Origin of the sequence: Pararhizobium capsulatum DSM 1112 (genome assembly GCF_030814475.1) — a bacterium.
Lineage (GTDB): Bacteria > Pseudomonadota > Alphaproteobacteria > Rhizobiales > Rhizobiaceae > Pararhizobium > Pararhizobium capsulatum.
On sequence record NZ_JAUSVF010000001.1, the window covers coordinates 370650 to 388427 of the forward strand.

The following is a 17778-nucleotide window of genomic DNA, read 5'->3' on the forward strand; positions in this document are numbered from 1 at the left end:
GGTTACTGTTTCCGCGAAAGATTTGCGATATCGAGAACCACAGAATCCCTCTCGACGACGCTCCCATGTTTTACCAGATCGAAATCAAACCGACTAACGGCTTTGTCGATCTCCTGCTGATAATCCCGGCCTTTATGAAAGAAAGCGCGGACATCGGGTCTATCAAGCATCCAGGGCGAGACGTATTCCAGCAAAAGAGGCAATTCGGCGAGAGCCCGCGCCGAAATCGCATCGCATGCTGGAATGGTTTTAGGCGCTTCCTCGATGCGAAGAGCGTGGACCGATCCACGTGCGCCCGTCTCCGAGAGGGCAACCCTCAGAAATGCTGCTTTCTTGTTGTTGCTTTCGACAAGGTGTACCCAACCTTCTTGATGTTCGCTCAACAGGATAGCCGTAATGATACCCGGAAAACCCCCACCACTTCCGAGATCCAGCCATCGTTTCGGTCCCGGAAAGAGATGATAGATCTGAGCACTATCAGCGATATGACGGGAGCGAAGATCGGACAGGGTCGATGGTGCAACGAGATTGATCGTCTTCGCCCACTTTTGAAAAAGTGCCGCAAAATGCTCGATCTTCTGAGACGTTTCACGTGAAACACGCAGGCCGTTCACCCCAAGTACGGGACTCGTATTCATTGCATTTTCGCCCCGGGCTGGTTCGATGCAACTTCCGCTTTCCGAATCACCGCCAGCAAAAGCGAAGCTGCGGAGGGCGTCATGCCGTCAACCTTCATCGCCTGGGCAAGATTGATGGGTCGTGTTTTTTGAAGTTTTTGCTGCAGCTCGATCGACAGCCCTGGCAGCCTTGTAAAATCAAAATCGACAGGAATAGCTCGGTTTTCTTCACGGCGCATGCCTGCGATGTCCGCCAACTGCCGATCCATATAAACAGAATATTTTGCGTCGATTTCCAGCGCCTCAGCGAGCTTACGTTCAATACCACCAAGTTCCGACCACGCCACCGTAAGCGTGTTTACTGAATGCTCTGCATACGAAAGGAGTTCATAGGCCGAACGTCGCTGGCCATCCCGATTCAGTTTCATCCCATAACTCGCACCCTCATTCGGCGTTAGGGTCAGCGCCTTAAGTCGAGCCTTGTGGTTTTCGAATGAAGAGAGCCACGACCCGAATTTCTGCGACCGCGCGGAAGATACGCAACCGAGCGCAATGGCCTCTGGCGTCAATCGCTGGTCTGCATTGTCGGCTCGAAGCGACAGTCGATATTCCGCGCGTGACGTAAACATACGATAGGGCTCTGCCACACCTCTGGACGTCAGGTCGTCGATCATCACCCCAATATAGGAATTCGTACGGCTGAAAATGTGGGCTTCGTTCCCTGCACAACGACGGGCAGCATTGAGACCGGCAACCAGCCCCTGTGCTGCCGCTTCTTCATAGCCCGTTGTGCCATTGATCTGTCCAGCGAGAAATAATCCCGGCAATTTGCGAACTTCGAGGCTCTGCGTCAACTCGCGCGGATCGACATGATCATATTCGATTGCGTATCCAGCCTGCAAAATAGCTACATTTTCCAGACCTGGGATGGTGCGGATAAAAGCTTTCTGAACATCCTCGGGAAGGGAAGTCGAAATGCCGTTTGGATAGACGGTGTGGTCATCCAGACCTTCCGGTTCTAGAAAAATCTGATGCCCGTCGCGTTCACCGAATTTGACGATCTTGTCTTCAATTGACGGGCAATAGCGGGGGCCGACACCCTCAATCTGTCCGGAGTACATGGCAGATTTACCGATATTGTCCGAGATAATTTTATGAGTCGCCTCAGTGGTTCGCGTCACGCCACAATCAATTTGTCGCGTTGTAATCCGGTCTGTCATAAACGAAAAAGGAACCGGATCTTCATCTGCAGATTGACGACCGACCGAGCACCAGTTGATTGTCCGTCCATCGAGGCGGGCGGGAGTGCCTGTCTTCAGGCGACCCAATTTGACGGTCAAACGCTCAAGAGTTTGCGAGAGCCCCATGGACGGTTGTTCTCCCACACGTCCCGCAGGTATCTTTCGATCGCCAATATGGATCAACCCCCGCAAGAAAGTGCCGGTGGTTAGAACAACGCTTTGAGCCGAGAAAACCCGTCCGTCCTTGAGCACGACCCCACGAACCCGGTTGTGCTTGGTGGAAATGTCAAAGGCGTCGCCCTCGATGACAGTCAGGTTCGAGATTGCCTCGATCTCTGCCTGCATCGCCAATCGATAGAGTTTGCGATCAGCCTGTGTCCTCGGACCGCGAACTGCGGGGCCTTTTCGGCGATTCAGCAGGCGGAACTGAATACCGGCTTGATCAGCAACACGCCCCATGAGTCCATCGAAAGCGTCAACCTCGCGCACGAGATGGCCCTTACCAAGACCACCAATCGCCGGATTGCAGGACATGACCCCGATCGTTTCCCGTTTATGGGTAAGAAGTGCAGTCTTGGCACCGAGGCGTGCAGATGCACTTGCTGCTTCCACACCCGCATGACCGCCGCCAATCACGATGACATCGTAGTCGAACATCTCTAACCTTCTACCCGTGCTGGAATCGTTTCACGTGAAACAGTTCCGAGGACTCGCTTTTGTTGCATGTCTTCATTTGCCGACGCAGAACTCTGAGAAGATGATCGACAACAAATCCTCTACATCGACACGGCCCGTTATCCGGCCCAGCGCGTCACCCGCAATTCGCAGATACTCCGCTTGTATGTCCAGGCCAAGATCGGCAGCCGCCAAACTAGAATGTATAGCGGTCCGCGCCTCATTCAAACAATCGACGTGACGACGACGCGAGGGGAGGGCGAAATTTGAAAATGCATTCAGATCTGGCAAGCGGCTAACGATCACGTCGATCAGTCTTTCCATGCCTTGGCCGGTCTTTACCGAGATCAGCACGTCAGCGGCGGACTTATCCCATAGATCCGGATTGGAATCAATCTTCGTGCCCACACGGATTGTCCCAACCGCCCCCAACTCGGGGAAATCGCACGGATTATCCGAGAGTGCGATGACAAGATCAGCCTTGGAGATCACGTTGCGCGCACGACGGATGCCCTCTTTCTCCACCAAGTCCTGGGTTTCCCGCAGGCCCGCGGTATCGTGCAGTTTTATCGAGAATCCGGCTAAGGAAAGATCGACCGATAGAACATCTCGCGTTGTTCCGGCTATCTCCGTTACGATCGCAATGTCTCGTTGCGCTAACGCATTGAGTAAGCTGGATTTTCCGGCGTTTGGCGCGCCTGCAATGACCACATTCAAGCCGTCACGAATAATCTCGGCAACAGCAGCGCCATCGAGGTGCGTTCCAATTTCCTCACCTAAAAGCGACATGTCCGCCCATACGGATGGTGAAACAGATCCGGGCACATCCTCTTCATCTGCAAAGTCCAGCTCGGCTTCAATCATCGCCCGCGCATGAACAAGCCGCCGCGACCACCCCTCGTAAAGCGACGACAGATGCCCGCTTGAATGTTCGACCGCCAGCCGTCTCTGCATCTCTGTCTCAGCGGCGATAAGATCTGCAAGACCCTCGATCTCAACCAGATCGAGCTTGTCGTTCTGGAAAGCGCGTCTGCTAAATTCCCCCGCTTCAGCGTGACGGCATCCGAGATATGCAAGCTCCGTCAAGACGGCTTCGACAACCGCCTTTCCGCCGTGAAGCTGCAGTTCCGCACAGTCCTCTCCGGTAAATGAGCCCGGACCTTTGAAGAAGAGTACCAGACCCTGGTCGATGAGTTGATCGTTACGTCCCCGAATCGAACTCAGTTTCGCCAGACGGGGCGCCGGAATCTTCCCGCTCAGCTTCGCCAGCACCTCGGTAGTCCGGGTTCCGCTTATTCGAATCATCGCCACGCCCGAGGGGAGTCCGCCGGACGAAAGAGCATAGATTGTATCGGATATACCCATGGACTCTTTCTCAGTTGTCGAATCCGGCTATTCATTTCGCGAAGCCGAAAAACAAAAAGCCCGAACAAGTCGGGCTTTCATCTTAGTCGAAGCGCAAGAGATCAGGTATTCATTGAATCGAAGAAATCGCCGTTCGTCTTCGTCTGCTTGAGCTTGTCGATGAGGAACTCGATCGCATCCGTGGTGCCCATCGGCGCAAGGATACGACGCAGAACAAAGATCTTCTGGAGATCCTGGCGCGGCACCAGCAGGTCTTCCTTGCGTGTCCCAGACTTGAGAATATCCATGGACGGGAAGATGCGCTTGTCGGCAACCTTGCGGTCAAGCACGATTTCCGAGTTGCCGGTACCCTTGAATTCTTCGAAGATCACTTCATCCATGCGGCTGCCGGTATCGATCAGCGCCGTGGCGATAATCGTCAGAGAACCGCCTTCTTCGATGTTGCGAGCTGCACCGAAGAAGCGCTTCGGGCGCTGCAGCGCGTTGGCATCCACACCGCCCGTCAGAACCTTGCCAGATGAAGGAACGACAGTGTTGTAGGCGCGCCCAAGACGCGTGATCGAATCGAGCAGGATGACAACGTCGCGGCCGTGCTCGACCAAACGCTTTGCCTTCTCGATCACCATTTCAGCAACCTGTACGTGGCGGGTGGCGGGCTCGTCAAAGGTGGAGGATACAACTTCACCTTTCACCGAACGCTGCATGTCCGTCACTTCTTCCGGCCGCTCATCGATCAGCAGGACGATCAGGTAGCACTCAGGGTGATTCGCCGTGATCGAATGGGCGATATTCTGGAGCAGAACAGTTTTACCGGTCCGCGGCGGTGCCACGATGAGGCCGCGCTGGCCCTTGCCGAGAGGTGCGATGAGATCGATTACACGCGCCGAGAGGTCCTTGGAGGTCGGAACCTCCAGCTCCATCTTGAAACGCTCGTTCGGATAAAGCGGCGTCAGGTTGTCGAAATGCACCTTGTGCCGGATCTTCTCGGGGTCTTCGAAATTGATCGTATTGACCTTGAGCAGGGCAAAATAGCGCTCGCCCTCCTTCGGACCCCGGATCGGTCCTTCGACCGTATCACCCGTCTTCAGTGAAAACCGGCGAATCTGGGAAGGGGAGATGTAAATATCATCCGGACCTGGGAGATAATTGGCATTTGCCGACCGGAGAAAGCCGAAACCGTCCTGAAGAACTTCGACCACGCCTTCCCCGATGATTTCAACATCCTGGCTCGCAAGCATCTTCAGGATGGCAAACATCAGCTCCTGCTTGCGCATGACGCTGGCATTTTCGACCTCGACTGATTCGGCAAAGGCGAGCAAATCGGTCGCGGTTTTGTTCTTAAGATCTTGTAGCTTCATTTCAGCCATGAAGGGGGACCACACTTAGCAGTTCGGAATGGAAGGTCGGCGTGCTTTAGGTAAGGGGAGCCGCACGAGAGGGGCAGACTCGTCTCTTTTACACATGCCACGAAAGATGAGATGACGCGAAAATAGCGATTCACATGGATCGCCGCAAGGGGCCTTCTGGATTTAACCGTAATTTCATCCGCAACCACGCGCTGATGTCAAAAAGGTTTCACCACCGCCATGATGACGATGGCGATCATCAGCACGGTCGGGGCCTCATTCATCAGCCGCCAGTAGCGAGCACTACGGGTATTTTCGTCGCGAGCAAAGCTGCGAACGGCACGGCTGAAAAGCACGTGAACACCCGTGAGAAGCACGACAAACAGAAGCTTCGCGTGGAGCCACCCGCCTTGAAACCCGTAGACACTCCAGGCGAGATAAAGGCCGAGCACCCAGGAGATCATCATCGCAGGGTTCATGATGACCTTGAGCAGGCGCTGCTCCATCATCTTGAAAGTCTCGGATTGCGGCGACCCCGGCTCCGCATCGGTATGATAAATGAACAGGCGCGGCATGTAGAGAAGCGCTGCCATCCAGGACATCACAGCGATGATATGCAGCGCCTTTATCCAGAGATAGAGATTATCCGGCTGGTAGACGAAGAGCCCTGCAAGCAGGGCGACAAAAATCCCGATCGCAACAAACGCTCTGATGCGCGCACGCCGGCCGGGAGCCCTGTCAACCTGCCTCTCCATGGTCACGCCGCCTCCCCTGAGCGTCGAACACGCGCAAGAAGCTGTGTGACATGCTCTGGATCTGCCTGCGGCGTGATCCCATGCCCCAGGTTGAAGATCAGCGGTCCATTCCCAAGAATGTCCAGGATCCGATCTATCCCCTCATCGAGAGCGATACCACCGGCAACGACCCGCATCGGATCAAGATTGCCCTGGATCGGACCGTCCTTCTGCAACTCCGCCGCAAAGCCCAGCGGAACCGACCAGTCGAGACCGATTGCATCCGCATCCGTCGCCTGCCTGTAAGTTTTCAGGCGCGTCCCTGCTCCCTTGGCAAAGGCGATGATTCGCGCCTGTGGCCGACGTGCCCGAACGCTGTCGATCATTCGACGGACGGGCCTGATCGCATAACGCTCGAATTCCTCCTCGCCGAGAACACCGGCCCAGGAATCAAAAATCTGAACCGCGTCGGCCCCCGCATCAATTTGTTCAACCAGATAGTCAGCCGATACGTCCGCCAGCAAACCGAGAAGATGGTCGAATGCCTCCGGGTGGCGATAGGCGAAAAGCCGGGCAGGGGCCTGGTCCGGGGTTCCCTGACCCGCAATCATATAGGTCGCGACCGTCCAGGGCGCGCCACAGAAGCCGAGAAGGGTTGTTTCTCCGGGCAGCTCCCGCCGCAGTTTCGTTACCGTCTCGATGACTGGCTTCAGGTGACCCGAGACGATCGATGGGTTCAGCCGATGGATCTCTCCAACATCGATCGGGTCCATTCGCGGTCCGTGGCCTTCCTCAAAGCGAACATTCCGCTTCAAGGCGTCGGGGATGACAAGGATATCGGAAAACAGAATCGCTGCATCGAAACCGTACCGACGGATCGGCTGCAATGTCACTTCCGTTGCAAGCTCCGGCGAATAACAGAGATCAAGAAAGCTCCCGGCCTGTTGGCGTGTTTTGCGATACTCCGGAAGATAACGACCTGCCTGCCGCATCAACCAGACGGGAGGAGGAGACAACGTCTCTCCCTGCAATACCCGAAGCACTTTGCGTCCTTGCACAGTCACGTCCACATGTCTCCAACTTAAAACAAAACTGAATCTAGAAGGTTTCTATTTCTTAGAGTCGGTGACTATCAAGGATTAAAATCCATCCCCACCTCATCCACAGGGCCGCCGCGTTGAGCAGCCGTGAGGAAAAAATTCGGCCAATCTGGCACGAAAGTTCGGATAGCCCGGAAAATTGTTTCGATTCAATTCGTTCTGCTCTTCACCACTTGAGACGTGTTTGTGGATAGGCTGTGAATGGGCGTGACATTTTGCCGTAAGCATGAGTCATCTTCACAGGGGCCGCGAAGTCTTCTCCGAGCGTGCGTCAATTGTGAATAACTCGGAAGTTTTCCCCTTGCCTTGGACGGGGGCGAGCCCTTAGCTGTTTTTGTCCCGCTTTATCAACAAGCCCCGGAGAATAACGTGGAGAACCAGAAAAACTATTTCCACCTGCATCTGATCTCCGATTCGACCGGCGAAACATTGATTGCGGCCGGCCGCGCCGCCGCTGCGCAGTTTCAGGCTTCCCATGCGCTTGAACACGTCTATCCGCTGATACGGACGCGAAAGCAGTTGGGGCAGGTGCTCGAGGCCGTCGATGGAGCGCCCGGCATCGTCCTCTATACCATTGTCGATCGCGACCTGGCCGATATGATCGACCAGCAATGCAAACAGATGGGCGTACCCTGCGTCTCTGTTCTCGATCCGATCATCGATATTTTCCAGACCTATCTGGGTGCCACATCCCGTCGTCGCTCCGGCGCCCAGCATGTCATGAATGCCGAATATTTTGCGCGCATCGAGGCCCTCAATTTCACGATGGATCACGATGACGGACAGCTGCCCGTCGATTTTGATGAAGCCGACGTCGTCTTGATCGGGATCAGCCGGACATCCAAAACACCGACCAGCATCTATCTCGCCAACCGCGGCATCAAGACAGCGAACATACCGATCGTGCCCAATGTGCCGCTGCCGGAACGATTGCTCGAGGCGACGAAACCCTTGATCGTAGGTCTGATCGCAACTGCGGATCGGGTTTCGCAGGTCCGACAGAACAGGGTGCTCGGGGCAACCCAGGGCTTTCATGTCGAAGAATATACCGATCGTGCCTCGATCGCGGAGGAACTGAAATATGCGCGCATGCTCTGCGCACGCAACAATTGGCCGATCATTGACGTGACGCGCCGCTCGATCGAGGAAACAGCGGCCGCGATCGTTGCCCTGAGGCCCCGGCTGCGGTAAATCCGCACTCCACTGTCCAGGACCCGTCTATGACCCCTTCTCTCGTGCTTGCGTCTGCAAGCCCCTTTCGCAGGATGCTGCTTGAAAACGCCGGCATCGCTTTTGGAAGTCAGGCTGCGGCCATTGACGAGCGGGCGATCGACGCCAAGCTTGAAGCGGAAGGGGCGTCACCGGAAACGATTGCCCTCGCTTTGGCTGCAGAAAAGGCTGTCGATATCGCAAGGCATTTTCCCGAAGCGGTTGTGATTGGGTCCGACCAGACGATGTCTCTTGGCGCGCGCGTCTACCACAAGCCACGAACTATGGACGAGGCGCGAGATCACCTTCTGTCTCTTTCAGGCCAGACTCACCAACTCAACAGTGCAATCGTGCTCCATCAGGACAAGGAGATTTTGTGGCGCCACGTGTCGTCGGCCCGGTTGACCATGCGTAATTTCGACCGGGATTTTGTTGAGCAACATCTTGCGCGTGTCGGTGAAAAGGCGCTTTCCAGCGTCGGCGCCTACCAGCTGGAGGGGGAGGGTATCCAGCTGTTTGACGCGATCGAGGGCGATTATTTCACGATTCTCGGTCTACCCATGCTGCCCTTGCTGGCTAAACTTAGAGAGATCGGTGTTCTCGATGCGTGATTCACGTGAAACATTTGTTAACCATGCTTTCGTTGCCGGCTACCCGGTCAAGCATTCGCGATCGCCTTTGATTCATGGATATTGGCTGGAGAAGTTGAAATTGCAGGGAAGCTACCGGACTCATGAAGTGACTCCGGATAATTTTCCCGGCTTCATACAGGAGTTGAAAAGTGGACAGTCCGGATTTATTGGTGGCAACGTCACCATCCCCCATAAGGAAGTTGCTTTCTCCCTCTCCGATCGGCCGGATGATTTGGCACGGGAAATCGGTGCCGCCAATACCGTCTGGCTGGAAGACGGTGTGCTTCATGCGACCAATACTGATGGCATAGGTTTCACTGCCAATCTCGATCAATCAGCACCTGGATGGGATGGGATCGAGACGGCTGTTGTCCTCGGTGCCGGGGGCGCAAGCCGGGCGGTCATCCAGTCCATTCGCGACAGGGGTGTCAAAACCATCCATGTTCTGAACCGGACGGTAGCGCGGGCGCGTGAATTGGCGGATTGTTTCGGGCCGGCGGTCCATGCGCAGCCGATGGAAGCCCTCTCGGATATGCTTCCCGGCGCCGGGCTTCTGGTCAATACAACATCGCTTGGGATGGACGGCGGAGAGGTACCCGCCTTCGATTTCAGTTCGATGCGTCCGGATGCTGTTGTCACCGACATCGTCTATGTGCCGTTGAAAACGCATATTCTGGCGCAGGCCGAAAGTCAGGGATTTCGCATTGTCGATGGGCTCGGGATGCTCCTTCATCAGGCCGTGCCCGGCTTTGAAAAATGGTTCGGAGTTCGCCCCACGGTCGATAGCGCGCTTCGCCAATTGATCATTGATGACATGGCGGCTCACACATGATCGTCCTTGGCCTTACCGGATCCATCGGCACGGGAAAGTCGACAACGGCGCAGATGTTTGTAGATCTGGGCATTCCGGTGAACGATGCCGATAAGGTCGTGCATGATCTCTACCAGGCAGAAGCTGTAGAGCCGATCGATCGGGCATTCCCGGGTGTCGTCGTCGATGGCTGCGTGGACAGGGGCAGACTTTCGTTGGCGCTCGCGGAAAGTCCCGCACGGTTCAAGGAATTGGAGGCCATCGTCCATCCGCTCGTTCGTCTGCGTGAAAAGCAGTTCGTCGAAAAGGAAAGAGCCGCAGGAACGCCGATCGTGGTGCTCGATATTCCCTTGCTCTATGAGGTTGGCGGCGAAGATCGTGTGGATGCCGTCGTTGTCGTAACCGCCGATCCAGACATTCAGCGCGAGCGTGTCTTGAAAAGACCGGGGATGACGGCCGAAAAATTCGATCTCATCCTCTCGCGCCAGATGCCGGACGACCAAAAACGTGCGAAGGCGGATTATATCATCGATACCGGCCTCGGGCTTGATTCGGCCCGCACGCAGGTCGGGGCACTTGTCGAACGTCTTCTGAAAAAAAGGTGACCTAATGCGCGAGATCATTTTCGACACGGAAACCACCGGTCTCGATAATCGTCTTGATCGGGTCATCGAAATTGGCGGCGTCGAACTCGACAATCACTTTCCGACCGGCCGGACGTTCCACGTCTACATCAATCCAGGCGATCGTCAGGTTCATCCGGATGCGCTTGCAATCCACGGCATCACCGATGAGTTCCTGAAGGACAAGCCGTCCTTTGCCAATATTGCGTCCGACATGATGGCGTTTTTCGGCGATGCCCGCTGGGTGGCCCACAACGCGAACTTTGATATGGGCTTTATCAATGCAGAGCTTGCCCGCATCGGCCAGCCACCCGTCGCGCCCGATCTGGTGACGGACACTCTGGCACTGGCCAGGCGTAAAAATCCAATGGGGCCGAACTCGCTCGATGCACTTTGCCGGCGCTACGGCATCGACAATGCTCACCGGACGAAGCACGGCGCATTGTTAGACTCCGAACTTCTGGCAGAAGTCTATATCGAGATGAGCGGCGGACGGCAGGCGGCTCTGGGTCTCTCCTCGCAGGAAAGCCGCGGCACCGAGCGGGAACAGGACGATACGATCGTTGTGATCGGCCAGAGACCGCGCCCGTTGGCGCCGCGTCTGACTGAAGAGGAACGCGCAAGCCACGATGCGCTGGTCGCCAAGATGGGTGCCAAGGCAATCTGGGGCAAATACGGCCAACCTCAATAAACCAGCCGCAATAAAAAATGCCCGGCTCGCGAGAACCGGGCATTCGGCTTAACAAGCAAACTCTTCCCAAATCAGTTCGGCGCGGCGGAAACCTGGGCACGAACCTTTTCTTCGGCCATGCGCTGCGTGAACATCTGCGCAAAGTCGATCGGATCGATCATCAGCGGCGGGAAGCCACCGTTGCGGGTTGCATCGGCAACGATCTGGCGTGCGAAGGGGAAGAGCAGGCGCGGGCACTCGATGAAGAGCAGCGGCAGCATGTGTTCCTGCGGAAAGCCGGTAACGCGGAAGACGCCACCATAGGCCAGTTCGACATTGAACAGAACCTTGTCGCCTTCCTTGGCTTCGGCATTCAGCGTCAGGACAACATCAAATTCCGCTTCGGAAAGCGGGTTGGCATTGACGTTGACATTGATGTTGATCGAAGGAGCCTTGTCGCGAGCCTGCAGCGAACGGGGGGCAGCGGGATTTTCGAAGGACAGATCCTTGATGTACTGTGCCAGAACGTTCAGGGACGGACTCTCCTGGGAGCCGCCGTTCGGGTTGGATGCGGTATCGGTCATGAGGCCTTTTCCTTGGGCTTGATGTGCTGTGGCCATCTAGCATTTCGCTCGGAGCCTTACAACCCGGAGCCCTGCCGCATCATGGAAGGCTAGCGCAACCTGTTCCGGTCATCCTGCTGTCCCGGCGAACGAGGTGCATCACGCGAATACTCGTCTTCCTCCAGGTCAACTACCTGCGGACCGCGCCGATGAACGTCGGAGGAGTTGTCTCCGGGGCGGCTTCCGGGTGAAAATCCGAAACCGGAGCCGACCGTGACGATGTTGAGGCGATCACGCATCACCTTCCAGGCGAGGTCTCGTACGGGTGGAAGAAAAAGCAGGATCCCGACAATATCGCTCAGAAAGCCGGGCAGGATCAGTAAAATGCCAGCGACAACGATCATGACCCCATGAACCAGTTCGCGCCCGGGATCGCCGCCACCAGCCGTTGCCTGCTGAAGTCGTCTCAATGTACCCAAGCCCTGAAAACGCAACAGGACTATTCCGGCGACCATGCTGGCAAGAACGAGCATCAATGTCATCCCGACACCGATTTCGTTTCCGACCAGAACAAAGGTCGCGATTTCCGCAAACGGCAACACAAGAAAAAGCGATGGAGCGATCAGAATACGCATGGAACCCACTCATTTATCGAGGAAATGCCATCCAACGGGCGCCTCGTTGCAAGGAATTGATATAGTCGTTTGAATGATGATGCCATGCAGACTATATGGGGTAACCTCAAGGCAAATTAACAGCGGTCTGGGTGGAATGGGCTCTTTCGACTTCGTCACATTGTTTTTTCTGGTCGCCGCGGTGATCATCTTCATCCAGTTGCGCAGCGTGCTCGGTCGTCGTACCGGCAGCGAGCGGCCACCGCTCGATCCCTATTCCAAGCGCGAAACCGCGGAAGGACCGGAGGCGACCGGCAAGGTCGTGCAGTTGCCGCGTCGGGATGGCAGCCCGGATGGCACGGCGAGCTATGCGGCAATCGACGCCTTCACGCCAGCGGGCACGCCGCTCAATGACGGTTTGCGCAGGATAGCAGATGCAGATGCTTCCTTCGATCCGAAGGAATTCGTCAACGGCGCCAAGACGGCCTACGAGATGATCGTCATGGCGTTTGCCGATGGTGATCGCAAGACGTTGAAGGGTCTGCTGTCCCGTGAGGTCTATGATGGTTTCGAAGCGGCGATTGCGGAGCGCGAAGCCAAGGGCGAGGTTCTGAAGTCCACGTTCGTCGGCATCGAAAAGGCCGATATCGTTCATGCCGAAGTCAAGGACAGCGAAGCGAGCGTCACTGTGCGGATCATCAGCCAGTTGATCTCTGCTACCTTTGACAAGGCTGGCGCCGTTATCGACGGCGATAGCGAGGCGGTGTCCGAAGTCAACGACCTCTGGACCTTCGCCCGCGATACACGCTCGCGCGATCCGAACTGGAAGCTGATCGCGACCGAATCCGAGAATTGATCGGACCGGCGCGATGGATTTCAGTCTGCAGCGGGTCGGCTTCTCCGACATCCCCGGTTGGCAAAACGATGATCCGGCTGCGGTCGTACGCGCGCTTGCTCGTTGTCATCGGCATGTCGTTTCGGTCAAACCCCACAAGACCGGCGCGCTCGGCGTCAGCTCGGACGATTTGGGGCTGGCCTTTGAGGCGGCATCGACTGTTGTCGATGCCCTGGCCCCCGAGGGGGCCAGGGATTTCTTCGAGACGCATTTCGTGCCTTTTCTCGTCCGCCCGTCGATGGGAGGGAGAGGTCTGGTCACGGCCTTTTATGAACCCGAAGTCGAGGTTCGGGCAGAACCGGACGCGCAATTTCGCTATCCCTTTTACCGCCGTCCGGCCGATCTCGTTGACCTCGATGACAGCAATCGGCCGTCCGGCATGGATCCCTATTTCGCTTTTGGTCGCCTCCGCGACGGAGCGATTGATGAATATCCGGATCGTAGCGCAATCGAGCAGGGCTATCTTCGCGGCAAGGGGCTGGAAATTGCCTATGCGAAATCCATCGTCGATGTTTTCTTCGCCCATGTTCAGGGGGCGGCCCGATTGCTGTTTCCGGGTGGCCGCGTAACGCGTGTCACTTATGCGGCAAAGACGGGCCATTATTTCTCAGGCATCGGAAAGCTTCTGATCGATCGCGGCGAGATCGACCCCAAGACCGTGTCGATGCAGAGCATTCGCCAATGGCTTGCCGAGAACTCGGATCGGGTTGCGGAGGTCCTCTGGCATAACCGTTCCTTCATCTTCTTTCGGGAGGCTGCGGTCGATGATCCGGTGCTCGGGCCTGTGGCCGCTGCAAAGGTAGCGCTGGAGCCGGGACGCTCACTTGCTGTCGATCGCGCGATCCACACCTTCGGCGTACCCTTTTTCATCAGCAGCGAGACACTGGTCCATATCGATGATGCCAAGCCCTTCCAGCGGCTGATGCTGGCGCTCGATACCGGTTCGGCGATCGTTGGCCCGGCGCGCGGCGATATCTTTACCGGCTCTGGTGACGAAGCTGGCCGACTGGCCGGCTCGGTGCGCAACGCGGCAGATTTTTTCATTTTCATTCCCAAGGCCGCAGCAGCAAGATACGGCGATGGCTAAGGATCGAAAGCTCTCGAGCGAAGACAGAATCCTCTGGGGCAAGGTTGCCCGCACGACCCGTCCCCTGCCGGGACGCATGGAAGATCTTGTCCATTTTGAAGAACCGGAGATTGAAAAAGCGCCTGAATCGCAGCAGCCCGCAAATTTCAAGGACGGGCGCTCCCTGTTGGAAGCCCTCGGTGTTGCACCCGAGCCGCCGAAGCCAACGCAGCACCAGCATCATCCTCTCGAGAAGCCGGTGAAGCGCAAGCTCGCCCGGGGACACCTGCAACTGGAGGCGAGGGTAGACCTGCATGGTATGATCCAGAGCGAGGCACACGGATTTCTGCTGCATTTCCTGATGCGCGCCCACGACCGCGGCCTGCGCCATGTCCTGGTCATCACCGGCAAGGGCACGTCGCTCGGCAGCGAAGGTACCTTGAAGCGAGCGGTGCCGATGTGGTTTTCCCTGCCGGAATTTCGGTCTCTGATTTCCTCCTACGAACCGGCTGCACGCACCCATGGCGGCGAGGGCGCGCTTTACGTGCGTCTCTCCCGGGCCAGGGGAGCGGCACCGTGACGCCCTTCGGCGAAGCCATGCATCGCCTGCGTCTGCAAAAGGGCGTTTCGCAAAAACAGATGGCCGCCGCCATCGGTGTTTCTGCCGCCTATCTTTCGGCCCTCGAACATGGAAAGCGTGGCGCTCCGAGCTTCGATTTCCTCCAACGCGTCGCCGGATATTTCAACGTCATCTGGGATGAGGCGGAAGAACTTTTCGGCTTGGCGGCGCTTTCCGATCCCAAAGCCGTGCTCGATACGTCCGGACTATCCGCTGGTCATACCGCCTTTGCCAACAAGCTTGCGGCGCGAATTCGCCGCCTTCCGGACGAAACCATCGCTGCATTGGAAGAAGTTTTGGAAAACCGGCGTTTTCCTGATAAGGATCGTGAATGATCCCCTGTTTTCTGCCGGTTTTAGCGCCTCGGGATTTGGAAGCGCCAACAGTTTCCCTATATTCACAACAGCCGTGGATCGGGTGATTCGCCCGTAATCGCCGTCAGGCCTCTTTAGAGGCTTGGAACCCTGGAAAGACTAGAAACTATATGACCGATACTCCTGAAACCGCCTCCGGTTCCAACGCCGAAGAATACGGCGCAGATTCCATCAAGGTGCTGAAGGGCCTCGACGCCGTACGCAAGCGGCCGGGCATGTATATCGGTGATACCGACGACGGCTCGGGCCTGCACCACATGGTCTATGAAGTCGTCGACAACGCGATCGACGAAGCGCTTGCCGGCCACGCCGATGTTGTCACGGTAACTCTGAATGCCGATGGTTCGGTCACGGTCACAGACAATGGTCGCGGCATCCCGACTGACATCCATAAGGAAGAAGGCGTATCCGCAGCCGAGGTCATCATGACCCAGCTGCATGCCGGCGGCAAATTCGACCAGAATTCCTACAAGGTCTCGGGCGGTCTGCACGGCGTCGGCGTGTCGGTTGTCAATGCGCTTTCCGTATCGCTGAAGCTGAAGATCCGCCGCGCGGGCAAGGTTCATGAGATGAGCTTCACCCACGGGGTTCCCGATGCCTCGCTGGTTGTGACCGGGGATGCGGGTGACCTGACGGGGACGGAAGTCACCTTCCTCCCGAGCACCGATACTTTTACCAAGACCGATTTCGATTACGGGACGCTTGAGCATCGCCTGCGCGAGCTGGCCTTCCTCAATTCCGGCGTTCGCATTGTACTGACCGATCGACGTCATTCCGACATCCGCCAGGACGAGTTGATGTATGATGGCGGTCTCGAAGCCTTCGTCGCCTATCTCGATCGCGCCAAGAAGCCACTGGTCGCCAAGCCCGTGGCTATTCGCGGCGAGAAGGATGGTATCACTGTCGAGGTGGCGATGTGGTGGAACGACAGCTACCACGAAAACGTGCTCTGCTTCACCAACAACATTCCCCAGCGCGACGGGGGCACGCATATGGCGGGCTTCCGCGGCGCGCTGACACGGCAGGTCGTTTCCTATGCCGATAGCTCCGGCATCACCAAGCGGGAAAAGGTTACGCTGCAGGGCGAAGATTGCCGCGAAGGCCTGACTGCCGTTCTGTCCGTCAAGGTTCCTGATCCGAAATTCTCGTCGCAGACCAAGGACAAGCTGGTTTCGTCCGAGGTTCGTCCGGTGGTCGAAAGCCTCGTCAACGAAGCGCTCAGCACCTGGTTCGAAGAGCATCCGACCGAAGCCAAGATCCTCGTCGGCAAGGTCGTAGAGGCAGCGGCTGCCCGTGAAGCTGCCCGCAAGGCGCGTGAACTGACCCGCCGCAAAGGCGCTCTGGATATCTCCTCGCTGCCCGGCAAGCTTGCCGACTGCTCGGAGCGCGATCCCGCAAAATCCGAGCTCTTCCTCGTCGAGGGTGATTCGGCTGGCGGCTCCGCAAAGCAGGGCCGCTCGCGTGAAAACCAGGCGATCCTGCCGCTGCGCGGCAAGATCCTCAATGTTGAGCGTGCCCGTTTCGACAAGATGCTGTCCAGCCAGGAAATCGGCACCCTGATTACGGCACTCGGCACCTCGATCGGCAAGGACGAGTTCAACCCCGAAAAGCTGCGCTACCACAAGATCATCATCATGACCGATGCTGACGTGGACGGCGCCCATATCCGCACCTTGCTGCTCACCTTCTTCTTCCGCCAGATGCCGGAACTGATCGAGCGTGGCCATCTCTATATCGCCCAGCCACCGCTCTATAAGGTGGCGCGCGGCAAGTCGGCGCAGTATCTGAAGGACGAGAAAGCGCTGGAAGATTACCTGATTTCGATGGGCCTCGAGGAAGCCCGCCTTGAGCTTGGCTCGGGCGAAGTGCGAGCCGGGCAGGATCTGCGCGAGGTCATCACCGACGCGCTTCGCCTGCGCACGCTGATCGACGGCCTGCATTCGCGCTATAACCGCTCCGTGGTCGAGCAGGCGGCGATTGCCGGTGCGCTTAATCCGGAATTGACCCACAATCAGGAACGTTCGCACGCGACGGCCGCCCAGGTGGCGACGCGGCTTGACCTGATTGCCGAGGAAACCGAACGGGGCTGGACTGCCGTGGTGGCTAGTGACGGCGGCCTGAAGTTCGAACGTATGGTGCGTGGCGTCAAGGAAGTGGCTTCGCTCGACATGGCGCTGATCGGCTCGCAAGATGCTCGCATGATCGACCTCCTTGCACCGCGGCTTGCCGAAATCTACGCGATCCCGCCGAAACTCTACCGCAAGGAAGGCGCGCTTGAAATCAGCGGCCCGCGCGCGCTGCTCGATTCGATTTTCGCAAGCGGTCGCAAGGGCCTGTCGATGCAGCGATACAAGGGTCTGGGAGAAATGAACGCCGAGCAGCTCTGGGAAACCACGCTGGATCCGAATGTGCGGTCGCTTCTGCAGGTCAGGGTTCCCGATGCCACGGATGCCGATGGTTTGTTCTCGCGCCTGATGGGTGATGAGGTGGAGCCTCGTCGCGATTTCATTCAGGAAAACGCGCTCAGCGTCGCCAACCTGGATATCTAGTTTTTTCAAAGCTGGTCGATGGAATCAAAAATGGCGCCGTGGGGGCGCCATTTTCGTATCGATTCCAGTTTTTCG

Annotated in this window: 18 protein-coding genes; 10 read left to right on the forward strand and 8 right to left on the reverse strand. The window is 57.1% G+C overall.

Translation table 11 applies throughout. The features are described from left to right. Positions 1 to 2: 2 nt before the first annotated feature. The 6 genes from rsmG to hemE all read right to left on the reverse strand — a co-directional run bounded on the left by rsmG (position 3) and on the right by hemE (position 7042). On the reverse strand, positions 3 to 638 hold the full coding sequence (rsmG, locus tag QO002_RS01685; protein ID WP_307226061.1) for a 16S rRNA (guanine(527)-N(7))-methyltransferase RsmG: 636 nt from the start codon (positions 636 to 638) through the stop codon (positions 3 to 5). Then, positions 635 to 2515, reverse strand: coding sequence for a tRNA uridine-5-carboxymethylaminomethyl(34) synthesis enzyme MnmG (mnmG, locus tag QO002_RS01690; RefSeq protein ID WP_307226062.1), 1881 nt, complete (start codon positions 2513 to 2515; stop codon positions 635 to 637). Before mnmG ends, rsmG begins: the two co-directional genes overlap by 4 nt. A 72-nt stretch (positions 2516 to 2587) precedes the next feature. Continuing rightward, a complete protein-coding gene (gene mnmE, locus QO002_RS01695) occupies positions 2588 to 3898 on the reverse strand; it encodes a tRNA uridine-5-carboxymethylaminomethyl(34) synthesis GTPase MnmE (protein ID WP_307226066.1) in 1311 nt (436 codons plus the stop codon). A 101-nt stretch (positions 3899 to 3999) separates the two neighbouring features. After that, entirely contained in the window at positions 4000 to 5265 is a 1266-nt protein-coding gene (gene rho / locus QO002_RS01700) for a transcription termination factor Rho (protein ID WP_307226068.1), read from the reverse strand. 197 nt (positions 5266 to 5462) lie between these two features. Next, positions 5463 to 6005 (reverse strand): protoporphyrinogen oxidase HemJ, encoded by a 543-nt coding sequence (hemJ, locus tag QO002_RS01705; RefSeq protein ID WP_370878437.1) that lies wholly within the window; start codon positions 6003 to 6005, stop codon positions 5463 to 5465. Next, complete coding sequence (gene hemE / locus QO002_RS01710; protein ID WP_307226072.1) at positions 6002 to 7042, reverse strand: uroporphyrinogen decarboxylase; 1041 nt, start codon at positions 7040 to 7042, stop codon at positions 6002 to 6004. Before hemE ends, hemJ begins: the two co-directional genes overlap by 4 nt. 405 nt (positions 7043 to 7447) lie before the next feature. On the opposite strand from hemE, the gene QO002_RS01715 reads away from it, so the two are divergent. Genes QO002_RS01715 through dnaQ form a run of 5 tightly spaced genes read left to right on the forward strand, consistent with a single transcriptional unit; the run spans position 7448 to position 11044 of the window. Next, positions 7448 to 8269 (forward strand): pyruvate, water dikinase regulatory protein, encoded by an 822-nt coding sequence (locus QO002_RS01715; RefSeq protein WP_307226075.1) that lies wholly within the window; start codon positions 7448 to 7450, stop codon positions 8267 to 8269. A 29-nt stretch (positions 8270 to 8298) separates the two neighbouring features. Next, the gene (locus tag QO002_RS01720; protein WP_307226077.1) at positions 8299 to 8898 is read left to right on the forward strand and encodes a Maf-like protein; all 600 of its coding nucleotides are present in this window, start codon (positions 8299 to 8301) and stop codon (positions 8896 to 8898) included. After that, the gene (locus QO002_RS01725; protein ID WP_307233076.1) at positions 8891 to 9751 is read left to right on the forward strand and encodes a shikimate dehydrogenase; all 861 of its coding nucleotides are present in this window, start codon (positions 8891 to 8893) and stop codon (positions 9749 to 9751) included. Before QO002_RS01720 ends, QO002_RS01725 begins: the two co-directional genes overlap by 8 nt. Beyond that, positions 9748 to 10335, forward strand: a complete 588-nt coding sequence (gene coaE, locus QO002_RS01730; protein WP_307226079.1) for a dephospho-CoA kinase — start codon at positions 9748 to 9750, stop codon at positions 10333 to 10335. Before QO002_RS01725 ends, coaE begins: the two co-directional genes overlap by 4 nt. 4 nt (positions 10336 to 10339) lie before the next feature. Next, positions 10340 to 11044, forward strand: coding sequence for a DNA polymerase III subunit epsilon (gene dnaQ, locus QO002_RS01735; protein WP_307226081.1), 705 nt, complete (start codon positions 10340 to 10342; stop codon positions 11042 to 11044). A 71-nt stretch (positions 11045 to 11115) separates the two neighbouring features. Here the strand turns inward: dnaQ and secB are convergent, their stop codons facing one another. Next, positions 11116 to 11607, reverse strand: a complete 492-nt coding sequence (gene secB, locus QO002_RS01740; protein WP_307226083.1) for a protein-export chaperone SecB — start codon at positions 11605 to 11607, stop codon at positions 11116 to 11118. Positions 11608 to 11696: 89 nt separating this feature from the next. Beyond that, on the reverse strand, positions 11697 to 12221 hold the full coding sequence (locus tag QO002_RS01745) for an FxsA family protein (protein ID WP_307226085.1): 525 nt from the start codon (positions 12219 to 12221) through the stop codon (positions 11697 to 11699). A 136-nt stretch (positions 12222 to 12357) separates the two neighbouring features. Here QO002_RS01745 and QO002_RS01750 point away from each other — a divergent pair, with 136 nt between their 5' ends. From QO002_RS01750 to gyrB, 5 genes are all read left to right on the forward strand, one after another. Further along, the gene (locus tag QO002_RS01750) at positions 12358 to 13056 is read left to right on the forward strand and encodes a Tim44/TimA family putative adaptor protein (protein ID WP_307226087.1); all 699 of its coding nucleotides are present in this window, start codon (positions 12358 to 12360) and stop codon (positions 13054 to 13056) included. 13 nt (positions 13057 to 13069) lie between these two features. Then, entirely contained in the window at positions 13070 to 14182 is a 1113-nt protein-coding gene (gene mltA, locus QO002_RS01755) for a murein transglycosylase A (RefSeq protein WP_307226090.1), read from the forward strand. Next, a complete protein-coding gene (locus QO002_RS01760; protein ID WP_307226092.1) occupies positions 14175 to 14741 on the forward strand; it encodes a Smr/MutS family protein in 567 nt (188 codons plus the stop codon). The genes mltA and QO002_RS01760 overlap by 8 nt, the downstream gene beginning before the upstream one ends. Beyond that, positions 14738 to 15115 carry a helix-turn-helix domain-containing protein gene (locus QO002_RS01765; RefSeq protein WP_307226094.1) on the forward strand — a complete coding sequence of 126 codons (378 nt, stop codon included), beginning with the start codon at positions 14738 to 14740 and terminating at the stop codon, positions 15113 to 15115. Before QO002_RS01760 ends, QO002_RS01765 begins: the two co-directional genes overlap by 4 nt. Before the next feature lie 149 nt (positions 15116 to 15264). After that, complete coding sequence (gyrB, locus tag QO002_RS01770) at positions 15265 to 17703, forward strand: DNA topoisomerase (ATP-hydrolyzing) subunit B (RefSeq protein WP_307226096.1); 2439 nt, start codon at positions 15265 to 15267, stop codon at positions 17701 to 17703. Positions 17704 to 17778 lie beyond the last annotated feature (75 nt).

Bases quoted from the DNA above. Each gene is read 5' to 3' on its own strand.
- QO002_RS01750 (WP_307226087.1), top strand. From the start codon at position 12,358: ATGGGCTCTTTCGACTTCGTCACATTGTTTTTTCTGGTCGCCGCGGTG.
- mnmG (WP_307226062.1), bottom strand. From the start codon at position 2,515: ATGTTCGACTACGATGTCATCGTGATTGGCGGCGGTCATGCGGGTGTG.
- secB (WP_307226083.1), bottom strand. From the start codon at position 11,607: ATGACCGATACCGCATCCAACCCGAACGGCGGCTCCCAGGAGAGTCCG.
- rho (WP_307226068.1), bottom strand. From the start codon at position 5,265: ATGGCTGAAATGAAGCTACAAGATCTTAAGAACAAAACCGCGACCGAT.
- coaE (WP_307226079.1), top strand. From the start codon at position 9,748: ATGATCGTCCTTGGCCTTACCGGATCCATCGGCACGGGAAAGTCGACA.
- gyrB (WP_307226096.1), top strand. From the start codon at position 15,265: ATGACCGATACTCCTGAAACCGCCTCCGGTTCCAACGCCGAAGAATAC.
- dnaQ (WP_307226081.1), top strand. From the start codon at position 10,340: ATGCGCGAGATCATTTTCGACACGGAAACCACCGGTCTCGATAATCGT.
- QO002_RS01720 (WP_307226077.1), top strand. From the start codon at position 8,299: ATGACCCCTTCTCTCGTGCTTGCGTCTGCAAGCCCCTTTCGCAGGATG.
- QO002_RS01725 (WP_307233076.1), top strand. From the start codon at position 8,891: ATGCGTGATTCACGTGAAACATTTGTTAACCATGCTTTCGTTGCCGGC.
- mltA (WP_307226090.1), top strand. From the start codon at position 13,070: ATGGATTTCAGTCTGCAGCGGGTCGGCTTCTCCGACATCCCCGGTTGG.
- QO002_RS01745 (WP_307226085.1), bottom strand. From the start codon at position 12,221: ATGCGTATTCTGATCGCTCCATCGCTTTTTCTTGTGTTGCCGTTTGCG.
- mnmE (WP_307226066.1), bottom strand. From the start codon at position 3,898: ATGGGTATATCCGATACAATCTATGCTCTTTCGTCCGGCGGACTCCCC.
- QO002_RS01760 (WP_307226092.1), top strand. From the start codon at position 14,175: ATGGCTAAGGATCGAAAGCTCTCGAGCGAAGACAGAATCCTCTGGGGC.
- rsmG (WP_307226061.1), bottom strand. From the start codon at position 638: ATGAATACGAGTCCCGTACTTGGGGTGAACGGCCTGCGTGTTTCACGT.